The sequence below is a fragment of the Enterococcus sp. UD-01 genome (assembly GCF_044909655.1).
GTDB lineage: Bacteria > Bacillota > Bacilli > Lactobacillales > Enterococcaceae > Enterococcus_L.
This window is the reverse complement of record NZ_JBIYEU010000001.1, coordinates 273007-293251: the sequence shown is the minus strand read 5'-3', so window position 1 is coordinate 293251 and position 20245 is coordinate 273007. Positions and strand designations below refer to the sequence as shown.

Annotated in this window: 21 protein-coding genes; 19 read left to right on the top strand and 2 right to left on the bottom strand. The window is 38.8% G+C overall.

What is annotated here, in order from left to right; all coding sequences use genetic code 11:
• Positions 1-16 precede the first annotated feature (16 nt).
• The 7 genes from ABH902_RS01500 to ABH902_RS01470 all read left to right on the top strand — a co-directional run bounded on the left by ABH902_RS01500 (position 17) and on the right by ABH902_RS01470 (position 7215).
• Entirely contained in the window at positions 17-709 is a 693-nt protein-coding gene (locus tag ABH902_RS01500; RefSeq protein WP_404588758.1) for a response regulator transcription factor, read from the top strand.
• Complete coding sequence (locus ABH902_RS01495) at positions 702-1997, top strand: sensor histidine kinase (protein WP_404588757.1); 1296 nt, start codon at positions 702-704, stop codon at positions 1995-1997. The genes ABH902_RS01500 and ABH902_RS01495 overlap by 8 nt, the downstream gene beginning before the upstream one ends.
• Before the next feature lie 70 nt (positions 1998-2067).
• On the top strand, positions 2068-3000 hold the full coding sequence (gene rnz / locus ABH902_RS01490; RefSeq protein WP_404588756.1) for a ribonuclease Z: 933 nt from the start codon (positions 2068-2070) through the stop codon (positions 2998-3000).
• Between the two features lie 11 nt (positions 3001-3011).
• Positions 3012-3812, top strand: coding sequence for an SDR family NAD(P)-dependent oxidoreductase (locus tag ABH902_RS01485; RefSeq protein WP_404588755.1), 801 nt, complete (start codon positions 3012-3014; stop codon positions 3810-3812).
• Between the two features lie 13 nt (positions 3813-3825).
• The gene (locus tag ABH902_RS01480) at positions 3826-4236 is read left to right on the top strand and encodes a lipopolysaccharide assembly LapA domain-containing protein (protein ID WP_404588754.1); all 411 of its coding nucleotides are present in this window, start codon (positions 3826-3828) and stop codon (positions 4234-4236) included.
• Positions 4237-4389: 153 nt separating this feature from the next.
• Positions 4390-6699 (top strand): single-stranded-DNA-specific exonuclease RecJ, encoded by a 2310-nt coding sequence (gene recJ, locus ABH902_RS01475; RefSeq protein ID WP_404588753.1) that lies wholly within the window; start codon positions 4390-4392, stop codon positions 6697-6699.
• A gap of 3 nt (positions 6700-6702) precedes the next feature.
• Entirely contained in the window at positions 6703-7215 is a 513-nt protein-coding gene (locus ABH902_RS01470; protein ID WP_154775590.1) for an adenine phosphoribosyltransferase, read from the top strand.
• Positions 7216-7348: 133 nt separating this feature from the next.
• On the opposite strand, the gene ABH902_RS01465 is transcribed toward ABH902_RS01470, so the two are convergent.
• Positions 7349-7549, bottom strand: a complete 201-nt coding sequence (locus ABH902_RS01465; protein ID WP_404588752.1) for a hypothetical protein — start codon at positions 7547-7549, stop codon at positions 7349-7351.
• Between the two features lie 146 nt (positions 7550-7695).
• Complete coding sequence (locus ABH902_RS01460; protein WP_404588751.1) at positions 7696-8349, bottom strand: hemolysin III family protein; 654 nt, start codon at positions 8347-8349, stop codon at positions 7696-7698.
• Between the two features lie 130 nt (positions 8350-8479).
• Between ABH902_RS01460 and ABH902_RS01455 the strand changes: the two genes are divergently transcribed.
• The 12 genes from ABH902_RS01455 (at position 8480) to trmFO (ending at position 20175) form a co-directional block, all read left to right on the top strand.
• Positions 8480-9322, top strand: a complete 843-nt coding sequence (locus ABH902_RS01455; RefSeq protein WP_404588750.1) for a DegV family protein — start codon at positions 8480-8482, stop codon at positions 9320-9322.
• A gap of 167 nt (positions 9323-9489) precedes the next feature.
• Entirely contained in the window at positions 9490-10383 is an 894-nt protein-coding gene (locus tag ABH902_RS01450; protein WP_404588749.1) for an SGNH/GDSL hydrolase family protein, read from the top strand.
• 2 nt (positions 10384-10385) lie between these two features.
• Entirely contained in the window at positions 10386-11021 is a 636-nt protein-coding gene (locus ABH902_RS01445) for a YpmS family protein (RefSeq protein ID WP_404588748.1), read from the top strand.
• Positions 11022-11069: 48 nt separating this feature from the next.
• Positions 11070-11579 (top strand): peptide-methionine (S)-S-oxide reductase MsrA, encoded by a 510-nt coding sequence (gene msrA, locus ABH902_RS01440; protein WP_404588747.1) that lies wholly within the window; start codon positions 11070-11072, stop codon positions 11577-11579.
• A 6-nt stretch (positions 11580-11585) separates the two neighbouring features.
• A complete protein-coding gene (locus ABH902_RS01435) occupies positions 11586-11804 on the top strand; it encodes a YozE family protein (protein ID WP_404588746.1) in 219 nt (72 codons plus the stop codon).
• 96 nt (positions 11805-11900) lie between these two features.
• A complete protein-coding gene (locus tag ABH902_RS01430) occupies positions 11901-13340 on the top strand; it encodes a S41 family peptidase (RefSeq protein ID WP_404588745.1) in 1440 nt (479 codons plus the stop codon).
• A 164-nt stretch (positions 13341-13504) separates the two neighbouring features.
• The gene (gene lepB / locus ABH902_RS01425) at positions 13505-14059 is read left to right on the top strand and encodes a signal peptidase I (protein WP_404588744.1); all 555 of its coding nucleotides are present in this window, start codon (positions 13505-13507) and stop codon (positions 14057-14059) included.
• An 8-nt stretch (positions 14060-14067) separates the two neighbouring features.
• Complete coding sequence (ylqF, locus tag ABH902_RS01420; RefSeq protein WP_404588743.1) at positions 14068-14949, top strand: ribosome biogenesis GTPase YlqF; 882 nt, start codon at positions 14068-14070, stop codon at positions 14947-14949.
• A complete protein-coding gene (locus ABH902_RS01415; protein WP_404588926.1) occupies positions 14921-15688 on the top strand; it encodes a ribonuclease HII in 768 nt (255 codons plus the stop codon). The genes ylqF and ABH902_RS01415 overlap by 29 nt, the downstream gene beginning before the upstream one ends.
• Before the next feature lie 65 nt (positions 15689-15753).
• On the top strand, positions 15754-16626 hold the full coding sequence (gene dprA / locus ABH902_RS01410; RefSeq protein WP_404588742.1) for a DNA-processing protein DprA: 873 nt from the start codon (positions 15754-15756) through the stop codon (positions 16624-16626).
• A 125-nt stretch (positions 16627-16751) separates the two neighbouring features.
• A complete protein-coding gene (gene topA, locus ABH902_RS01405) occupies positions 16752-18830 on the top strand; it encodes a type I DNA topoisomerase (RefSeq protein WP_404588741.1) in 2079 nt (692 codons plus the stop codon).
• A gap of 37 nt (positions 18831-18867) precedes the next feature.
• A complete protein-coding gene (gene trmFO / locus ABH902_RS01400; RefSeq protein ID WP_404588740.1) occupies positions 18868-20175 on the top strand; it encodes an FADH(2)-oxidizing methylenetetrahydrofolate--tRNA-(uracil(54)-C(5))-methyltransferase TrmFO in 1308 nt (435 codons plus the stop codon).
• The last annotated feature ends 70 nt before the right edge of the window (positions 20176-20245 follow it).

Genomic DNA, 20245 nt, shown 5'->3' with positions numbered 1-20245 from the left:
AAGATGGGATACAAGTATGCTTAAAATACTTTTAGTTGAAGATGATGACATTTTATCAGACAGCATTTTAGAAATTTTGATCGAAAGTGGTGAAATTACTCAGGTTTATGATGGTGAAGAAGCCCTTTATGAGGCGGAACGTGGTATTTATGACGTAATTATCTTAGACTTGATGCTGCCTAAAATGAGCGGCGAACAAGTCTTAAGTAATTTACGAAAGAAAAACATATATACCCCCGTTTTAATTTTAACAGCTAAGGACGGTTTGGAAGATAAGGTAAACGGCTTTAAAAACGGTGGAGATGACTACTTAACCAAACCCTTTCATCGTCAGGAGCTGTTAATGAGAGTTCAAGCATTGGCACGCCGCGCACTAGGTATGAATGTCAAAAATGAGCTGGTAATCAAAGAGCTGTGTGTGGAGTTGGATAGTCATCAGGTATATTACAAGGATAACGAAATTATTCTGCAGGGAAAAGAGTTTGACTTGTTGCATTATCTTATGCAAAATCAGGGCAGAATCATTACTAAAGATCAATTATTTGATCGGATTTGGGGTTTCCAGTCGGATACCACGTTAACAGTTGTGGAGGTTTACATGAGTAATTTACGAAAAAATTTAAAGCCTTTTGGATTGGATCGCTGGATCAAAACCTTGAGAAATGTCGGTTACTTGTTTGAACCGTTAGAGGAATCTGACAATGAATAAACAACTGACGGATAAACAGCGAATTCGCTATTTTCTGATTAACCTGATTTCATTTGCCAGTATCTTTTTAGTGTTGGGAATCATTGTCTTTCAGCTCTTACAGACCTCTATTTATCAAAGTGTGGATCATGATTTAGAGCATTTAGCAACGGATTCTAAATTTTTAGAAAGACAACTTACTAAAAGCCAGCAGTTAAATGGTCCACCGATTCAATTTGGCAATGCGGATACGCCTCCGCCGAATAATTTTCAGCAACAGGTGATCCTTTGGTCAGCCGATGGCGAAATTCTCAACGAAAATGAATTAGGCTCCCGTATCTATGATTTTAAAAATTTAACATTATCAACGGACGCTCTTAAAAAAATTGACAACATTCAAATTAAAGACAGCAACGATCGAACGCTACAATTTCGTTCCATCACTATTCCGGTGGAAAACCAACAAAACATTGCCTATATTCAAATAATGGTCAATACAGATCCGATCAAAGGAACCGTAGAAAAAGTAAAACAAATTCTGATTATCTGCATGATTATATTTAGCTTGCTTTCGATTGCCTTAAGCTATTTCCTTTCAAAATGGTCAATGAAGCCTATCTTAATATCTTGGGAAAAGCAGCAGCAGTTTGTTGAAAATGCGTCTCATGAACTAAGAACCCCTTTAACGATTATCCAAGCTAAGCTGGAAAAATTATTCACTACGCCGAACCACACCATTCTTGAGGAATCTGAAACAATTGCTTTATCGCTGGATGAGGTGCAACGGCTAAGTCAGTTGACCAGTGATTTATTACTATTGGCGCGTTCCGATTCCAACGCCATTGTTTTAGAAAAGGAACCGCTGAAGATTAATGCGTTTTTAAATCACGCTTTACTTCCTTATCAAGAACTCGCAACCGCTGAAGGGAAAAAATTCACCCTTGAGTTGGGTGAAGAACAGCAGCTTTTTTTAGATAAAAAGAAAATTCATCAGCTGCTGATTATTTTGCTTGATAATGCATTGAAATATACAGCGGAAGGCGAAAGCATTACTGTTTTGTCCACGATTAAAAATCATGAGTGGCTGGTTAAAGTCATTGACACCGGCAGTGGCATTACGGATGACAAAAAAGCCGCAGTCTTTGAACGCTTTTATCGCGGAGAGGAATCCAGAAACCGCAAAACAGGAGGCTACGGAATTGGTTTGGCCATTGCTAAATGGATTGTCAGCGAACATCAAGGGAAAATCGAATTAGCAGATACCTCACCTAAAGGAACGACAGTTATTTTACGTTTTCCTTTAAAATAAAAATCATTTGCTAAAGCAGCTACTTTCTTCTAAAATGAAGAAGAAGTTTAAAGAAAGAGTTGGGGAACCGATGGAAATACAATTTTTAGGTACAGGAGCCGGCGTACCGGCAAAGCATCGCAATGTGAGCAGTATTGCTTTAAAATTATTGGACGAAAGAAATGCTGTCTGGCTTTTCGACTGCGGCGAAGGAACACAGCTGCAAATTTTAAAAAGCAATATTCGGCCAAGAAAGATCGAAAAAATTTTTATTACTCATTTACACGGCGATCATATTTTCGGTTTACCCGGATTGTTAAGTAGCCGCTCATTTCAGGGGGGGAATGAACGGCTGGACATATACGGTCCTCCGGGAGTTGCGGATTTTGTGCGTACTGCATTGAAAGTTTCGCAAACAAAATTGTCCTACGAACTAAAATTTCATGAAATAAAAGAAACCGGCACTATTTTTTCTGACTCACAGTTTACAGTTACTTGTCTGCCGTTGGATCATGGCATCACAAGTTATGGCTACCGTATTGTCGAAGCCGATCATGAAGGGGAGCTACAGGTTGAAAGACTCGCTGCTTTAAATATTCCTTCCGGTCCGATTTACGGTAAAATTAAACGAGGAGAAACCGTAACCTTGCCGGACGGACAAGTCATCAATGGCAAAGAGTATGTAGGCGCAAGTAAAAAAGGCCGCATCGTGACTATTTTAGGCGACACGCGTAAAACACAGAATAGCGTGACACTGGCTCAGGATGCTGATCTATTAGTGCATGAAAGTACCTTCAATAAAAATGAAGCCAAAATGGCTAAAGCGTATCATCATTCTACCAGTCACCAAGCAGCAGAGGTTGCCTTAGCTGCTCACGCAAAAAAATTAGTATTAACGCACATTAGTGCACGTTATTTGACTAAGGATATTATCGAATTAGAAAACGAAGCGAAAGAGCTCTTTCCGCAGGTGAAGGCTGTGAAGGATCTGGAAATCATCGAGATTCCTTTCACGCATGAATAAGGAGGAAAAACATGAGAATAAGACAAGATTTAACGGATAAAGTTGTGGTAGTAACGGGAGGTTCTGCCGGTTTAGGTGAGCAAATTTGTTATGAAGCAGCCAAACAGGGAGCAATCGTCGTTGTTTGTGCGAGACGAGTGAACCTCATTTCAAAAGTAAAAGAAGCCTGCGAGGAATTAAGTGGTAAACCAGCTTTTTGTTTCCAATTGGACATCGCTAATCCAGAAAGTGTTGAAAAAGTTTATCAAAGTATCCAAACAGAAGTAGGAGCAATTGATATTCTAGTGAATAATGCTGGCTATGGTATTTTCGAAAACTTCATTGATACTGATTTAACGGTTGCCAAAAATATGTTTGAGGTTAATGTTTTAGGAATGATGGTCTTTACTCAAAAAGCAGCGGTTCAAATGGCAGAGCGTGGCACTGGTCATATTATCAATGTCGCTTCGATGGCCGGAAAAATGGCTACGGCTAAATCAACGGTCTATTCTGCGACAAAATTTGCCGTTATTGGCTTTTCAAATGCACTCCGCTTAGAAATGAAGCCTTTAGGTGTAGCAGTTACGACGGTGAATCCAGGTCCAATTCAAACGAATTTCTTTGATATTGCCGATCCTTCCGGCGACTATTTGGCCTCTGTCGATCTGTTTGTATTAGATCCGGTAAAACTGGCACAAGAAATTGTTGCTGCAATGGGCACTTTTAAAAGAGAAATCAATCGTCCGCTTATTATGCAGGGGGCTTACCATTTTTATTCCCTCTTCCCGCATTTAGGTGACTGGCTTGCCGGCGGTCTATTAAACAAAAAATAAGGAGTTGATCCATTTGAAAAATCAGGGGCGTGTCATTTTCGGGCTTGTTTTAGTGTTAATCATTGTGCTTTTTGCCGTATTAAACAATCAAACGGTTCCAGTCAATTTTGGGTTTACCAAGGTATCGGGTCCTTTAATTTTAATTATTCTCGGATCAGCCATCCTAGGGGCTTTGATCGGTTTATTGACTTCAACTACAACAATGTGGAAACAAAAAAAGCAAGTTAAGGAACTGGAAAAACAATTGGATGCCTACCAAAATGAAACAGACAAAATCGTAGCTGAGGAAGTCGAAAAAGTGAAACGACAGTACGAAAATCAGCTGCTTGAGGCAAAAGCATTATCCGAAACGACCAGTCAGGAACCTGTCGGCAGTCGGATTGATCGTTTTACCAAGCCTAGAAATTCTGAAGAAGAACGGTAGCTGTATCGAAACAGGAGCAAAAATTGTCCATCCAAAGACAGTTTTTGCTTCTGTTTTTCTGAGCTAAAGCAAAAGTAGCTTCACAAGGAGCTAACAAAGTTGCTTTAGTTTTTCTAATCCATTTGATATAATTACTTGGTTAGGAGTGACGTCGTGAAAAAAGCTAAATATACTTGGCGCTTGCGCGAAAGTGCAGAGCTGCCAGCAGAATTTTCAGAAATACTCAAAAATGAAGCAATTAATCCTTTAGTCGGACAATTATTATGGGATCGTAACATCCAAAACCAAGAGTCGTTGGAAGCTTTTTTGCGACCAACCTTGGAAAATCTTTATGATCCTTACTTGATGCATGATATGGAAAAAGCCGTTACCCGCATTCAAGAAGCTGTAGCCAACGGGGAGCAGATTCTTGTTTATGGAGATTATGATGCTGACGGTATTACCAGTACCACTGTCATGAAAGAAGCGATCGAATTAATCGGAGGAGAAGTGAGCTTCTTCTTACCCAATCGCTTTATCCATGGCTATGGGCCAAATCTTGAAGTATTTAAAGAAAAAATTGAAAGTGGCACGCAATTAATCATTACTGTTGATAATGGTGTAGCCGGACATGAAGCGCTGAAATATGCTAGTGATGCAGGTGTTGACGTTATTGTAACCGACCATCACGAATTGCCGAGCGAGCTGCCGCCAGCCTATGCACTTATTCACCCAAAACATCCTGAAGGACATTATCCTTTTGGCGATTTGGCTGGAGTCGGCGTGGCTTTTAAAGTAGCTACTGCTCTTTTAGGAGAAGTACCGGTCGAATTTTTAGATCTTGTTGCGATTGGAACCATTGCCGATTTAGTCTCTTTAACGGATGAAAACAGAGCCTTTGTAAAAATTGGCTTGTCTATTATCCAGACAGGCGAAAGAATCGGGCTGGATATGCTGATTCAATTAGCAGAACTAAAAAAGGAAGCCATCAACGAAGAAAGCATCGGTTTTACGATCGGTCCGCGTTTAAATGCCTTAGGACGTTTGGGCGACGCTGATCCTGGCGTTATTCTTATGACAACTTTTGATGAAGAGGAGGCTGCTGAGATTGCTGCATACATCAATCAGCAAAATGAGGAGCGCAAGGAAATTGTGGCGGCGATTACTTCAGAGGCCTTTGAACTGATTGATCCTCAAGAGCCCGTCCATTTAGTTGCCAAAAAAGGCTGGCACGAAGGGGTTTTAGGTATCGTGGCTGGTCGTATCATGCAAAATACGGGCAAGCCTGCGATTGTTTTAAGTATTAATGAGGAAGAAACAGCAGCAAAGGGATCAGGGCGCAGTGTTTCTGCTTTGAATCTCTACGATGCGTTAAGTGAAATTCGTGAGGTATTTACACATTTTGGCGGACATCATATGGCTGCTGGGATGACGTTGCCAGTTGAGAATCTTTCGAAGGTTAAAGAGCAGTTAGTTCATTATATCGAAAAAAATCAACTCGACCTTACCAGAGGACAGGAATTACTGATTGATGAGAAGCTGGATGTGGAGCAAGCAACGATTCCCTTTATCCAGCAGTTAAAAATTCTAGCGCCTTTTGGTACAGACAATCCTGTTCCTAATTTTCTGTTTGAACAGGCAACGGCTCAGCAAATTCGACAAATCGGCGCAGATAAAAATCATTTGAAATTTGAGCTGAAACAAGCCGATGCCATACTGGATGCGATTGCGTTTCAAATGGGGGATCAAGCTGTCGAGCTGGAGCAAGGTGCGGTGAAAGTAGCTGGTCAATTATCCATCAATGAATGGAACGGCAATAAAAAACCGCAGCTGATGGTGAATGATTTTTCTGTAGATGGCGTTCAATTATTTGATTTGCGCGGGAAAAACGGGTTACAAAAAGAAATACCGCCAACGAATACCTTGTATGTATATTTTGAAGCCGACAGTCAAAAATTACTTGATGAGTCGCAGCAGCAATATTTATTTACAACCCTTGAAGAATGTATTGCACGGATTCAAGGCGAACAGATTGAACAGTTAGTTTTTGTTGATTGTCCACCAGAACCTCAATTATTACAGGAAATTGTTCAAAAAGGACAGATTGAACGGGTCTATTTGATGGTGATTTCTAAAGAGGAAGCTTATCTCAATGGAACAGGAACTAGAGAACAATATGCTCAGCTCTACAAGTTTATCCGTCAGCAGGACCAAGTAGATGTTCGATATAAGCTGGCTGTCGTTGCCAAGCATTTAAAAATACAAGAAAAACTACTAATTTTCATGATACAGGTGTTTTTTGATCTAGGATTTGTTACAATAGAAAACGGTATTTTAAGAAAAGTTGAGAATCCTGAAAATCATCCTTTGACTGAAAGTCAGGTCTATCAAACTCGCTTAAAAAGAATCAAAATAGAAGAATTTTTGTTATACAGCGATCGTGAGACAATTCAACAATGGCTGTGGAATAAGGAGGAAGTTTAAACAATGGATTTGAAAGATTATATTGCCAGTATTCCGGATTACCCGGAAAAAGGAATTATCTTTAGAGATATTTCGCCGTTAATGGCAAATGGTGATGCATACCGAGAAGCAACAAAACAAATTGTGGATTATGCAAAAGAAAAAAGAATTGATATGGTCGTTGGGCCTGAAGCTCGCGGGTTCATCGTTGGCTGTCCGGTTGCTTACGAATTGGGCGTAGGTTTTGCTCCTGTTCGTAAAAAAGGCAAATTACCGAGAGAAACGATCGAGGTAACCTATGATTTGGAATATGGAACGGATACATTAACGCTGCACAAGGATGCTATCCAGCCTGGTCAACGTGTATTAATTTGCGATGATCTTTTAGCAACTGGCGGTACAATCAAAGCAACAATTGAACTAGTAGAAGCTCTTGGCGGCATCGTCGTTGGCTGTGCCTTTTTAATCGAATTAATGGATTTACACGGACGCGATAAAATTGATGGCTACGAAATTGTTACCTTGATGGAATATTAAATTAAATAAGCCGACAGAAAATCACAAATGATTTTTCTGCCGGCTTTTAAATTGTTTCTAAAAACAATTTTCGCTGACTAACATGGAAAAAGCAGTTATTGACTGTATTTTAAAGCCAATCACTTCACTTATGCTATGGATATTTACGATAAATATAGTGCCGATGCTCTTGCTTTTTTCTAGTGTTCGTGTATCTTTTTTCGTCCCATAACATAAACCAGATAATAAATAGAGGACTAACCATCAATAAAGCAGCGCGTAACCCCAAAGTACCTAGAAAAATACCAATAATCAAAACAAAAAATAATAATCCGCCACGACGAATTGCTTTCATCCTTATCACCTCATAAATTTTATCGAACAAACGTTTGTATAGTTATTATACGAATGTTTGTTCGTTTTGTAAAGAGATAAATAAAAAAAGTTCTTCTTTTGGGAGAAGAACTTCATAAAATCAGCAACTGCTTATAGTAGCTATAATTAAGTATAAAACAGAATTGAAAAGAACATAAAGCCGGCACCCAACATGACAAAAACATGCCAGACAACGTGCATGAAACGAACATTTTTTAAACTGTAAAAGGCGGCACCTAAGGTATAAGAAACACCACCAGCTACTAACAAGGCAATCCCGGCCAAGCCTAAGGAATCGTAGAGTGGTTTAGCAGCAATTAAACATAACCAGCCCATAATGATATAAATAATAGTAGAAATATTTTTAACGGTTTCTTGTTTATGCAGTGTTAACGACTTGTAGACAACACCGCTGATAGCCATTAGCCAAATTAAAACAAACAGCAGCCAGCCTAGCCAGCCTTTAATACTTAGCAAGCAAAAAGGAGTATAACTGCCGGCAATCAGTAAAAAGATTGAGCTGTGATCAAACACCTGAAAAACTTTCTTTGCTTTCGTAAAAATCAAACTATGAAATAAAGTCGAAGCTAGAAATAATAAAACAAGCGTTGCACCATAAATAGCATAAGAAACCACATGAACCGCAGAGCCTAATCGTGCACCCTTAATCAACAATAATACTAATCCTGCAATACTTAAGCCTGCCCCAATCCCGTGAGTCACAGCATTAAGCACTTCATTCAAGATTAAATATTTCCTCGAGAATTTTACTTTTTCCAAGAAATCAGCTTCCTTCATTTTAATTTGGTGAAAAATAATTCTTAGTCTGTTATACTAGAAACAGACAGCTAAGCCTCAAAAATATTTTACCACGACTTGAGGTTGTTTTAAAAGAAAGAGTGATAAAATTATGACAAACGTAAAAATTGTAACCGATTCTTCTTGTACAATGCAAAAAAATGTACGTGATGATTTAAATATTCACATGATGCCTTTATCCGTGATGATCGATGGTGTTGTGTATACAGATGACGATCATCTTGAAGGAGAACATTTTATGGAAATGATGGGAAATGCCAAAGCGCTTCCTAAAACCAGTCAGCCGCCAATCGGTGAATTCGTTGAACTATACGATCAACTGGGAGCAGACGGCAGTAAAATTATTTCCATTCATATGACAAAAGGCTTAAGCGGAACTGTCGAGGCTGCTAGACAAGCCGGCAATTTAAGTTCTAGTGATGTCACAGTTATAGACAGTGATTTTACCGATCAGGGATTATCCTTTCAAGTCATTCAAGCAGCGAAGCTAGCTAAAAATGGCGCAGATGTTCCCGAAATCTTAGCTGAAATCAATCATGTAAAAGAAAATACGAAGTTATTTATCGGAATTTCTACTTTAGACAATCTTGTAAAAGGCGGACGGATTAGTCGAGCAACGGGTCTATTATCCAATATTTTTAACATGAAAGTAGTTATGGATTTTGAACATACCGAATTAATTCCAGTTGCCAAAGGACGCGGAGTTAAAACCTTTAACAAATGGTTTGAAGAGCTTAAACAAGAGTTAAGTCATTTATCCAATGTACGCCAGATTGGCATTTCTCATGCTGACGGATTAGAATTGGCTAACGGTTTTAAGGAAGGTTTACAGAGTTTGTTCCCGGATATGGATATTCCCGTTTTACATACCAATCCAGTAATTGCCACTCATACTGGTAAAAATGCTTTTGCAATCATGTACTATACTGACTAAGTACGAAGCAGATCGTCTTGATCTGCTTTTTTTGATGAAGTAAAATAAAAAACTGTACAAACACGTATAAAATTGGGATAATCTATTACATTAGGAGTTTGGATTTTTACTAGCCAAGCTTTCTTTACTAGGCTTTTTTTGATTTATGGCAAAAAGGAAGGGATACAATGAAGAGTTTTTTTCAAAAAAATGGGTCTAGTTTCGCCCTCTTTTTTATTGTACTTTGCGGTACATTTTTCATATTAATGCTTGCTGTTCCCAAAGCAGAGCCGATTTTTGGCCTTCACACGAACCAAGCAGCCCAAAATGACAATAAAGAAGTCATTCACTATACTGCAATTGGTGATTCTTTAACCGAAGGTATTGGTGATTTAACTAATGCAGGCGGTTTTGTTCCGCTGGTAGCTAATGACATACAGAAAAAATATCAATTAAATGGAGTTCAAACGGATAATTTTGGCAAAAATGGTGATCGCAGTGACCAGATTTTAAAACGGGTTAAAAAGAAAAAGGAAATTCAAAAAGGGCTGGCTTCAGCAGATATTATCACCTTGACAGTTGGTGGCAACGATTTGATGAAAGTCATCAAGGGCGATGTCTTTAATTTGACAGAAAACTCCTTTAAAAAACCTTTGAAAAACTATCAAAATGAAGTAGCAAAATTATTAACGGAAATCCGGAAATACAACGCAGATGCACCGATTTATGTATTAGGTATTTACAATCCCTTTTATCTTAATTTCCCGGAAATAACAGAAATGCAAGAAATTGTAACGAATTGGAATAACGGAACAGAAGAGATTGTTAAAGCAGAAAAAAATACTTACTTTATTCCGATCAATGATCTTTTATACAAAGGAATTGGCGGGGAAGTAGGGATTGTTGGGGAAAGTACATCCCAAACTGGCTCTTCAAGTGATGCTTCAATTAAAAACGATGCGTTGTATGAAGAGGATCATTTTCATCCGAATAATCTAGGCTATCAGGTCATAGCCGGTGCGGTTCGGGATGAAATGCTAAAAACACAAGAGAAATGGCTGCCAAAAGAGAGGGAAGATTAGTCATGGAAAATGGAGAGAAGAAAAGAAAAAAAGTATTAACTGTTAAGAAGAAACCAAATTATTGGAAAGCGGCGTTTATCATCCTTGTCGCAGTAATAATTGCTAGCTTAGCTTTTGTTTTTGTAAGAATTACTCAAGTACGCGAACCGAATTATCAGGCAGTTCCGGAGATTGTAGAAAAAGAAGGAACGCCTGTAATATCTATACAATCAAATAAAAAACAGGTAAATGCGCTTATTGATTTTTATTTAAGTGATTTTCAAAAAGGCTCCGATATTACGTATAAGTTCTATTTAGAAAACGAAGCTATGCTGAACGGAACCTTTAAGGTGCTGGGCCATCCAATTCAATTTTATTTGTATTTTGATCCGTTCGTAATGGATAACGGCAATGTACAATTAAAAGCAAAAAGCTTGTCCGTCGGCACCTTGGGCTTGCCGATAAAAGAAATCTTAAAATTTGTGCAGCGCGATTATAAATTACCTAAATGGGTTGAAGTTGATCCTGACGAACGTACTATTTTATTACGTTTAGATCAGTTCAGAATGCAAAACGGTTTATTTATTCGGGCGGAAAAGATAAACTTAATCGATGATGATATTCAAATGAATATTTATCTGCCAAAAGAAAAAGAGTAACGATTCGATAGTTGATTTTTATTTATATAGTTTTAAGGAGGAATTCATTTGAGTGAAAAAGCTATTTTTGCCGGCGGCTGTTTTTGGTGCATGATTCAGCCCTTTGACACGCAGCCTGGTATTATTTCTGTTACGTCTGGCTATACAGGTGGTCATGTTCCAAATCCTACCTACGAACAGGTACGAAGTCATACGACCGGGCACACAGAAGCGGTCGAAATTGTTTTTGATCCAGAAATTATGTCTTATGAACAATTAGTAGAGATATATTGGCAGCAAACAGACCCGACGGATGCGATGGGTCAATTTGAAGATCGCGGGGATAATTATCGTCCGGTCATTTTCTATATGATCGAACAGCAAAAAGCAATTGCAGAAAAAAGTAAAGAAGCGTTACAGGAAAGCGGTCGTTTCGATCAGCCGATTGTTACCACGATTGAACCTGCAGCAGCTTTTTATCCTGCAGAAGATTATCATCAAAATTTCTACCAAAAAGAGCCGGAACGTTACAATCAAGCACATACTGAACGTGCAAACTTTATAGAAAAGAATTGGTGAAGTGCTATGAGAAGAAGTTTCTATCACTATTTAATGACGTTAAGAGCGCCGGTAAAAACGGAAGAAAGCCAATTTGCCAATAATGCAGCTAAAGACATTCAATTTCCAAAACAGTCGGAAGATTATCACGAATTATCGACTTATCTAGAGCTTAGTGTAGATTATCTGCCAAACATGCTCATTTTCGATGAAGTCTGGCAAAAATATTTAGAAAATAATAAATAAACTTGAGGGAAGGCCAAACAAGGCTTTTCCTTCTTTTTTTTTCGTGGTAAACTTGAATTTATGTACACTAATTATTTAGAAATGTGAGGAGTAGTAATGAAGGATAAACGCCAAATACCTTATTCTCAATACATTATTTCACTGCTTTGTGTCGGATTTCTTGTCGGCGGCAGTTGTTATATTTATTTTGATCATCGTTATCAAGCAGCTTTAGCAAATGAACCCGCCCGTACTAGTGATTTAGAAAAAGTGGATCGGCTGTATAACGAAATCGTCAACAATTACGTCGGAGATGTCGATGAAAAAAAGCTAATTGATGGTGCTTTAAAAGGTATGACTGAAGCTTTGGACGACCCGTATTCCAGCTATTTAAATAGTCCCGAAGCAGATGAACTTGATCAGAGTCTTGCCGGTAGCTTTGAAGGAATCGGTGCAACAATGACAATGGTTGATGACCTGCCCACTGTTGCTCAAGCTCCAATTGAAGGCTCCCCAGCAGCTAAAAGCGGCATGAAGACGGACGATGTTATTTTAAAAGTGGATAATGAAGAAACGAAAGGAAAAACACTGGCTCAGGTCGTCAGCAAAATCCGCGGCAAAAAAGGCACGACGGTTCGTCTGACTATTTCACGTGGGAAAGAAACATTTGAATTAAAAATAAAACGCGATACAATTCCGGTTGCAACAGTAAATGGAACAATCGATAAAGATAATCCAGCAGTTGCTTCCATTAAAATTTCAACCTTTGGCGAAAATACCTATCAAGAATTACAAACTGCCATAAAAAAATTAAGAGCTCAAGGAGCCAAGTCATTCGTCATAGATCTGCGTCAAAATCCCGGCGGCATTCTTGATCAAGTAAGAAAAATGGCTAGTATGTTTTTGGATAATGGCAAAACGATCGTCAACTACGAAGACAAAAAAGGCAACAGAACAAAAGATATTGCAGCTAAATCTCTTGACGACGGCTTTAAAGTGACTGAGCCGACGGTCGTGCTTGTTGATGAAGGTAGTGCCAGTGCTTCGGAAATTTTCGCGGCGGCATTAAAAGAATCAGGAAACAAAAAAATAATCGGAACAAAAACCTTCGGCAAAGGAACTGTTCAGTCGCTTACTGATTTACAGGATAAAAGTGAAATTAAATTAACTGTTTTAAAATGGCTAACGCCAAATGGTCAATGGATTCATAAAAAAGGCTTAGAGCCTTCTATTAAAGCAGATTATCCCGACTATGCTTACTTGTTGCCGATTTCGCGCGATAAGGTGTTAAAATTAGGAGAAGCATCGCCAGTCGTTAAAAATGCTAATGGGTTATTAAAGGGCTTGGGATACAAAGTAGACGCTGACAGCAGTGATTACTCGGAACAAACTAAAACGGCTGTAGTAAACCTGCAAACAGCAGCTAAGCTTCCAGTTACTGGAGAAATTGACGAAAAAACAGCAGATGAAATTGAAACGCAATTAAGCAAAAAAATAGCTGAAAATGATCAAGCCTACAAAACCGCGCTTGATGAACTGCAAAAAGAAATAAAATAACATCTTATATCAGTGAAAATAACGCAACAATTTTAATAGAAAAGGCTAGCTAACACACTAATTTTAGCCAAATGAAATAAATTGTGCATTTTTTCTTAGAAAACAGTCGCTTTTTTTAGTATTTTTCCTTTATAATAGAACCAAAGAAAGGGCGGAAAGAAATCGTGGAAAAACGCAGAAAGTTCGTCGGCTTCTTCATTTTTTTTCTGAAATTGCTGATTCCTTCTTTGGTTCTGTTATTTATATTACGCGGCTTTATATTAATTCCCGTGCCGGTTGACGGCAACTCAATGGAAAAAACATTGAGTCAGGGAGATATGATTGTGATGGAAAAATTCTCATCTATTAAACGTTTTGATGTGATTGTCTTTAAACAGCCGAATGGGGCAATTTATATTAAACGAGTGATCGGGTTGCCTGGAGATGCTGTTCGCTATGAAAATGATCAACTTTATATTAATGATCAGCCGATTGAAGAACCGTTTTTAGCTAAGAATCTTAGGAAAGATCACGAATCTGCACCTTATACAACAAATTTCAATTTAAATGAATTAACCAATCAAGACACATTGCCGGATGATAGTTATTTCGTCTTAGGTGATAATCGAAGAATGTCCAAAGACAGCCGTTCTTTTGGTGCTGTCGAAAATAAATATATATTGGGAAAAGCCCAATTTGTTTATTATCCATTTAAACATTTCAAATTTATACCAAGATAGGTGATAGAATGACAATACAATGGTTTCCCGGCCATATGGCCAAAGCCAGACGTGAAGTATCCGAAAAAATCAAATATGTTGATATCGTATTTGAATTAATTGACGCAAGATTGCCTTTATCTTCAAGAAATCCTATGATGGATCAAATTGTTCAGCAAAAACCACGATTAGTTTTGCTGAACAAAGGAGATTTAGCTGATAAAGAACAAAATCAAAAATGGCAGCATTATTTTCAGGAGAAAGGCTTTCATACACTGATCATTAACGCTCAACAAAATAAAGGGATTAACAAAATTATTCCAGAAGCAAAAAAAGCCTTAAAAGAAAAGCTGGAACGTGAACGTTCAAAAGGCTTAAAACCTAGGGCGATTAGAGCGATGTGTATAGGCATCCCTAACGTAGGAAAATCCACACTAATGAATCGTTTAGTCGGTAAAAAAATTGCCCAAACAGGCAACAAACCAGGCGTAACCAAAGGTCAACAATGGCTTCGTTCCGGAAGCGAGTTGGAATTATTGGATACTCCCGGTATTTTGTGGCCGAGATTTGAAGATCAGGAGATTGGGAAGAAGCTTGCGCTAACAGGAGCAATTAAAGATCAACTGCTTCATTTAGATGATTTGGCTATTTATGGTTTAACCTTTTTTGCTCGATTTTATCCGGAACGTTTGGTTGAACGTTATCAGTTGAGTGAAGAGGAAACATTTTTACCTGCAGCGGAGCTATTAATGCTGATTAGTCAAAAACGAGGCTATCGTGATGATTATGATCGTGCAAGTGAAATGATTATTCAAGAGATCCGCAGCGGCAAACTCGGTTCATATACTTTAGATCGTTGGGAAGAATTAGGAGCAGTAAATGATGAAAAAAGAATCGATTCAAGAAATTAAAGCAGCGTTAGCAACAATCACTACTAAGGATGATGTAAGAATTCAACAATGGCGTAAAGACGAACGCAGCGGCGTGCAGCTTGCTTTGGCACAATGGGAACGGAAATGTCAAAAGCTGGAAAAAGAACTTGCGCATCTAGAAGAGATGCAGCATTTTGAAAGAAAGGCACGTGCGCAAGGTCATCGACTAATCGCAGGAATTGATGAAGTCGGTCGCGGTCCTTTAGCCGGTCCTGTGGTTGCTGCAGCAGTAATTTTACCCGAAAAATTTCAACTGCTAGGAATCAATGATTCAAAACAACTTTCCGCGAAAAAAAGAGACGAATTATATGAAGAAATACAAAACCAGGCAATCTCCATTGGGATCGGCATGGTAGACCATAATACAATTGATGAAATCAATATTTATCAAGCCAGTAAATTAGCTATGGGGATTGCCTTGGAGGATTTATGCTTTGTCCCTGATTATTTATTGATTGATGCCATGGAGCTGAATGTTTCCATTCCTCAAGAAAGTCTGATTAAAGGCGATGCCCGTTCTGTATCGATAGCAGCGGCAAGCATTGTGGCAAAGGTGATTCGAGATCGGCTTATGGAAGACTATGCCAGAATGTTTCCGGGCTATGGCTTTGAAAAAAACGCGGGTTATGGAACCAAAGAGCATCTATTAGGTATTGAAAAGCAAGGGATCTGTACGATTCATCGAAAAACCTTTGCACCAATCAAAGATTACTGTTAAAAATGAAAAGCACCTTTTTTTGCGAATGTTTATTATGACAACGATTCGTGAAAGAAGGTTTTTTTATGGAATTAACACAACGGGATTTACTTTTCAAACTAGCCGTTTGTGAAGGAATTGGAAATTTGGGCATGTTAAAGGTGCTTGATTTTTCTCTGGCTTATCATGATACCACAAATTTTTCAAAGGAAGAGATTATCCATATTGCAGGCATTACGACTTATCAAAAGCAATTTTGCACTTCTTGGGATTATTGGACGGCTAATGATGAAAAGCTACAGAACTATCAGGCACAGCACCAATTTATTCTTGTCACGGATGCTGTTTATCCTGCATATTTAAAGCAAATATACAATTGTCCGGCGCTTTTATTTTACAAAGGAAAGATTGACTATCTGGCAGAGCCTTGTTTGGCTATGATTGGAGCCAGATCTGCTTCAGTATATGGTATTCAAGTGGTAAGAGAATTTATTCCAGCTTTAGCAAAACAATTAACCATTGTTAGTGGCTTAGCCAAAGGAATTGACAGCATCAGCCACCAAATAACGATGCAAAACGGTGGCAAAACCATTGGCGTTATTGGTACAGGATTAGATATTTGTTATCCCAAAGAAACGGCGCATGTTCAACGTGAAATGATGGAAAAGCAGCTGGTAATAAGTGAATATCCTAATGGTGTTGGACCTAGGAAGTATCATTTTCCAATGAGAAATCGGATTATTGCGGGCATTACATTAGGAACTTGTGTCATTGAAGCGAGGAAAAACAGCGGCTCATTAATTACTGCGCAGGCAGCTTTGGATTATGGCAGAGAGGTTTTTGCGGTGCCGGGCAATGTGTTGCAGGCGCATGCCAAAGGCTGTCATAATCTTATACAAGAAGGGGCAAAGTGCACGATTCGACCTCAAGATATTTTAGAAGAAATTCAATTTTTTTAGGTTTTACGTACTTCTATCCTTGACAAACCTGAAACGAATAGATATGATGAAGTACGATTTGTGAGTTTTCTGCATTTATCTATATAATAGTAGAAACACGAAAACCGAAAGGAGCCACATATTGAATGGCGTATAAGTATCTCGTAATTGTAGAATCACCAGCTAAAGCCAAAACAATTGAAAAATATTTAGGGAAAAATTACAAAGTAGTTGCAAGTGTTGGTCATATTAGAGATTTACCTAAAAGTAAAATGGGCATTGATATAGAAAATAACTATGAACCACACTACATATCTATTCGTGGCAAAGGCGATGTTATCAAGAGCTTAAAGGCCGCTGCTAAAAAAGCCGATAAAGTCTATCTCGCAGCCGATCCGGACCGTGAGGGAGAAGCTATCGCTTGGCATTTGTCCTTTTTATTAGGCTTAGATATCAATGATAAAAACCGGGTTGTTTTCAATGAAATTACAAAAGAAGCCGTAAAAGCTGCTTTCAAAGAACCACGTTCTATTGATTTGGATTTAGTGGATGCCCAGCAGGCTAGACGTATTTTAGATCGTTTGGTAGGGTATTCTTTGAGCCCGATTTTATGGCGTAAAGTTAAGAAAGGCCTAAGCGCAGGTCGTGTACAGTCAGTTGCATTAAAAATTATTATTGATCGTGAAAATGAAATCCGAAAATTCATTCCAGAAGAATATTGGAGTATCGATGGTAATTTCCAAAAAGCTAAAAAGAAATTTAAAGCAAATTTTTGGGGCCTCGACGGCAAAAAGAAAAAATTACCGAATGCAGAAGCCGTAAAAGAAGTCACAAATAGAATTAATGGTAAAGAATACGATGTTACTAAAGTTGAGAAAAAAGAACGCAAGCGTAATCCAGCGTTACCATTTACAACTAGTAGCCTTCAACAAGAAGCCGCTCGTAAATTGAATTTTAGAACAAGAAAAACCATGATGGTCGCTCAGCAATTATACGAAGGGATTCCGTTGGGCAAGCAGGGAACAGTCGGTTTAATTACCTATATGCGTACTGATTCAACCAGAATCGCTGATACAGCTAAAAATGAAGCTGCTGAGTATATCGAAAAACATTACGGCACAGAATATTCTGCGCACGGCGGACGTAAGGCCAAAAATGCGCAAGGGGCTCAAGATGCCCATGAAGCAATCCGTCCTTCCAGTGTGCTGCGGGCGCCAAATGAAATCAAACAATATCTTGATAAAGATCAGCTAAAACTATATACCTTAATTTGGTCTCGTTTTGTAGCCAGTCAGATGACACCGGCAATTTTAGATACCATGAAAGTTACTTTAGAACAAAATGGTGTTATTTTCATCGCTAACGGCGCCAAAGTAAAATTCAAAGGGTTCATGCAGGTCTACGTGGAAGGCCGTGATGACGGGAAAGAAGATAAGGAAAACATCTTGCCTGATTTACTAGTTGGCGATAAAGTGAACGCTGTGAATATTGAACCAAAACAGCATTTTACTCAACCACCTGCTCGCTTTAGTGAAGCCACTTTGATTCGTGCCTTAGAAGAAAACGGCGTTGGCCGTCCATCTACCTATGCACCGACTTTAGAAACGATTCAAAGAAGATATTACGTAAAATTAACGAATAAGCGATTTGAACCAACAGAATTAGGCGAAATCGTTAATTCTCTGATTGTCGAATTCTTCCCGCAAATTGTCGATATTCATTTTACCGCTTCAATGGAAGGGGATTTGGATAAAATCGGTGTCGGTAAGGAAAAATGGGTCGAAGTTGTTGATCGCTTCTATCAGCCCTTTGAAAAAGAATTAACCAAAGCAGAAGAAAACATTGAAAAAGTCCAAATCAAGGATGAACCCGCTGGCTTTGATTGTGATTTGTGTGGCCATCCAATGGTCATCAAATTAGGTCGCTATGGAAAATTCTATGCTTGTAGCAATTTCCCGGATTGCCGCAACACCAAAGCAATTGTGAAAGAAATTGGTGTTACTTGCCCTGTATGTAAAGAAGGTCAAGTTATCGAACGCAAGTCGAAAAAGAATCGTTTATTTTATGGCTGCAGTCGCTATCCGGAATGTGATTTTACCTCTTGGGATAAACCGATTGGTCGTCCTTGTCCAAAATGCGGACAATATCTGGTCGAAAAGAAAGTCAAAGGCGGCAAACAAGTCGTTTGTAGTAATGGTGATTATGAAGAAAACATCCAAAAATAAGAGAATTCGAATTTAAATACAAGAAAAGAGGAAAAATATGACTACTTCTGTCACAGTAATCGGCGCAGGCTTAGCAGGAAGCGAAGCGGCTTGGCAGGTTGCTCAAGCTGGTGTGCCAGTGACTCTTTACGAGATGCGTCCTGTTAAGCAAACGCCGGCGCACCAAACAGAAAATTTCGCTGAGCTGGTTTGCTCTAATTCTTTAAGAGGCAACAGCTTAACCAATGCTGTGGGCGTATTAAAAGAAGAGATGCGCCGTTTAGATTCAATTATTATCAATAATGCCGATCAAACGGCTGTTCCAGCAGGTGGAGCCTTAGCAGTGGATCGTGATACTTTTTCTCAAGGAATCACTGAACAGATTAAGAATCATCCATTAATTACAATCAAAAATGAAGAATTGACGGCTATTCCGGAAGGGATTGTTGTGATTGCTACCGGACCATTGACTTCTGAAGGACTAGCGGAAGAGATTAAAGCCTTTAACGGTTCTGATGGTTTTTATTTCTACGATGCAGCAGCACCAATTGTTGATAAAGCCAGCATTGATATGGATAAGGTTTATTTGAAATCACGTTATGATAAAGGCGAAGCGGCTTATTTGAATTGTCCAATGACCGAAGAAGAATTTACTGCTTTTTATGAAGCGTTAATTTCAGCGGAAGTTGTGCCGTTAAAGACGTTTGAAAAGGAAAAATTCTTTGAAGGCTGTATGCCAATTGAAGTTATGGCCAAGCGGGGAATTAAAACGATGCTGTTTGGACCTTTAAAACCAGTTGGACTGGAAGATCCCAAAACAGGTAAACGTCCTTATGCAGTTATTCAGCTGCGTCAGGATAACGCTGCCGGGTCTTTGTACAATCTAGTAGGCTTCCAAACTCATTTAAAATGGGGCGAGCAAAAACGCGTGTTCCAAATGATTCCGGGTCTTGAAAATGCAGAATTCATCCGTTACGGTGTGATGCATCGTAACAGCTTTATGAATTCTCCTGAGCTATTGCAGCCGACCTATCAATCGAAGAAGAGAGCGGATCTGTTCTTTGCCGGTCAAATGACAGGCGTAGAAGGCTATGTAGAAAGTGCTGCCAGTGGTCTTTTAGCTGGCTTAAATGCGGCACGTTTAGCGAAACAACAAGAACCTATTGTCTTTCCGAGAGAAACAGCTCTAGGCAGTATGGCGTACTATATCACCCACGCTGAAGGCAAACATTTCCAACCAATGAATGCCAATTTTGGTTTATTCCCGGAGCTGCCAGAAAGAATTCGTGATAAAAAGGCACGCTATGAAGCTCTGGCCGAACGCGCATTAACCACACAGGCAGACTTGCTAAAAACATTAAAATAGCGACGCAAAAAAGCAGAAGTAGGAAAATTCTTCTGCTTTTTTGTGACTTTCTAAGAAATCGTTTAAGACT

Excerpts from the sequence above, each read along its gene's own strand:
- ABH902_RS01500 (WP_404588758.1), top strand. The coding sequence starts at position 17 with ATGCTTAAAATACTTTTAGTTGAAGATGATGACATTTTATCAGACAGC.
- ABH902_RS01495 (WP_404588757.1), top strand. The coding sequence starts at position 702 with ATGAATAAACAACTGACGGATAAACAGCGAATTCGCTATTTTCTGATT.
- rnz (WP_404588756.1), top strand. The coding sequence starts at position 2,068 with ATGGAAATACAATTTTTAGGTACAGGAGCCGGCGTACCGGCAAAGCAT.
- ABH902_RS01485 (WP_404588755.1), top strand. The coding sequence starts at position 3,012 with ATGAGAATAAGACAAGATTTAACGGATAAAGTTGTGGTAGTAACGGGA.
- ABH902_RS01470 (WP_154775590.1), top strand. The coding sequence starts at position 6,703 with ATGGATTTGAAAGATTATATTGCCAGTATTCCGGATTACCCGGAAAAA.
- ABH902_RS01465 (WP_404588752.1), bottom strand. The coding sequence starts at position 7,549 with ATGAAAGCAATTCGTCGTGGCGGATTATTATTTTTTGTTTTGATTATT.
- ABH902_RS01455 (WP_404588750.1), top strand. The coding sequence starts at position 8,480 with ATGACAAACGTAAAAATTGTAACCGATTCTTCTTGTACAATGCAAAAA.
- ABH902_RS01450 (WP_404588749.1), top strand. The coding sequence starts at position 9,490 with ATGAAGAGTTTTTTTCAAAAAAATGGGTCTAGTTTCGCCCTCTTTTTT.
- ABH902_RS01445 (WP_404588748.1), top strand. The coding sequence starts at position 10,386 with ATGGAAAATGGAGAGAAGAAAAGAAAAAAAGTATTAACTGTTAAGAAG.
- ABH902_RS01435 (WP_404588746.1), top strand. The coding sequence starts at position 11,586 with ATGAGAAGAAGTTTCTATCACTATTTAATGACGTTAAGAGCGCCGGTA.
- ABH902_RS01430 (WP_404588745.1), top strand. The coding sequence starts at position 11,901 with ATGAAGGATAAACGCCAAATACCTTATTCTCAATACATTATTTCACTG.
- ylqF (WP_404588743.1), top strand. The coding sequence starts at position 14,068 with ATGACAATACAATGGTTTCCCGGCCATATGGCCAAAGCCAGACGTGAA.
- ABH902_RS01415 (WP_404588926.1), top strand. The coding sequence starts at position 14,921 with ATGAAAAAAGAATCGATTCAAGAAATTAAAGCAGCGTTAGCAACAATC.
- dprA (WP_404588742.1), top strand. The coding sequence starts at position 15,754 with ATGGAATTAACACAACGGGATTTACTTTTCAAACTAGCCGTTTGTGAA.
- topA (WP_404588741.1), top strand. The coding sequence starts at position 16,752 with ATGGCGTATAAGTATCTCGTAATTGTAGAATCACCAGCTAAAGCCAAA.
- trmFO (WP_404588740.1), top strand. The coding sequence starts at position 18,868 with ATGACTACTTCTGTCACAGTAATCGGCGCAGGCTTAGCAGGAAGCGAA.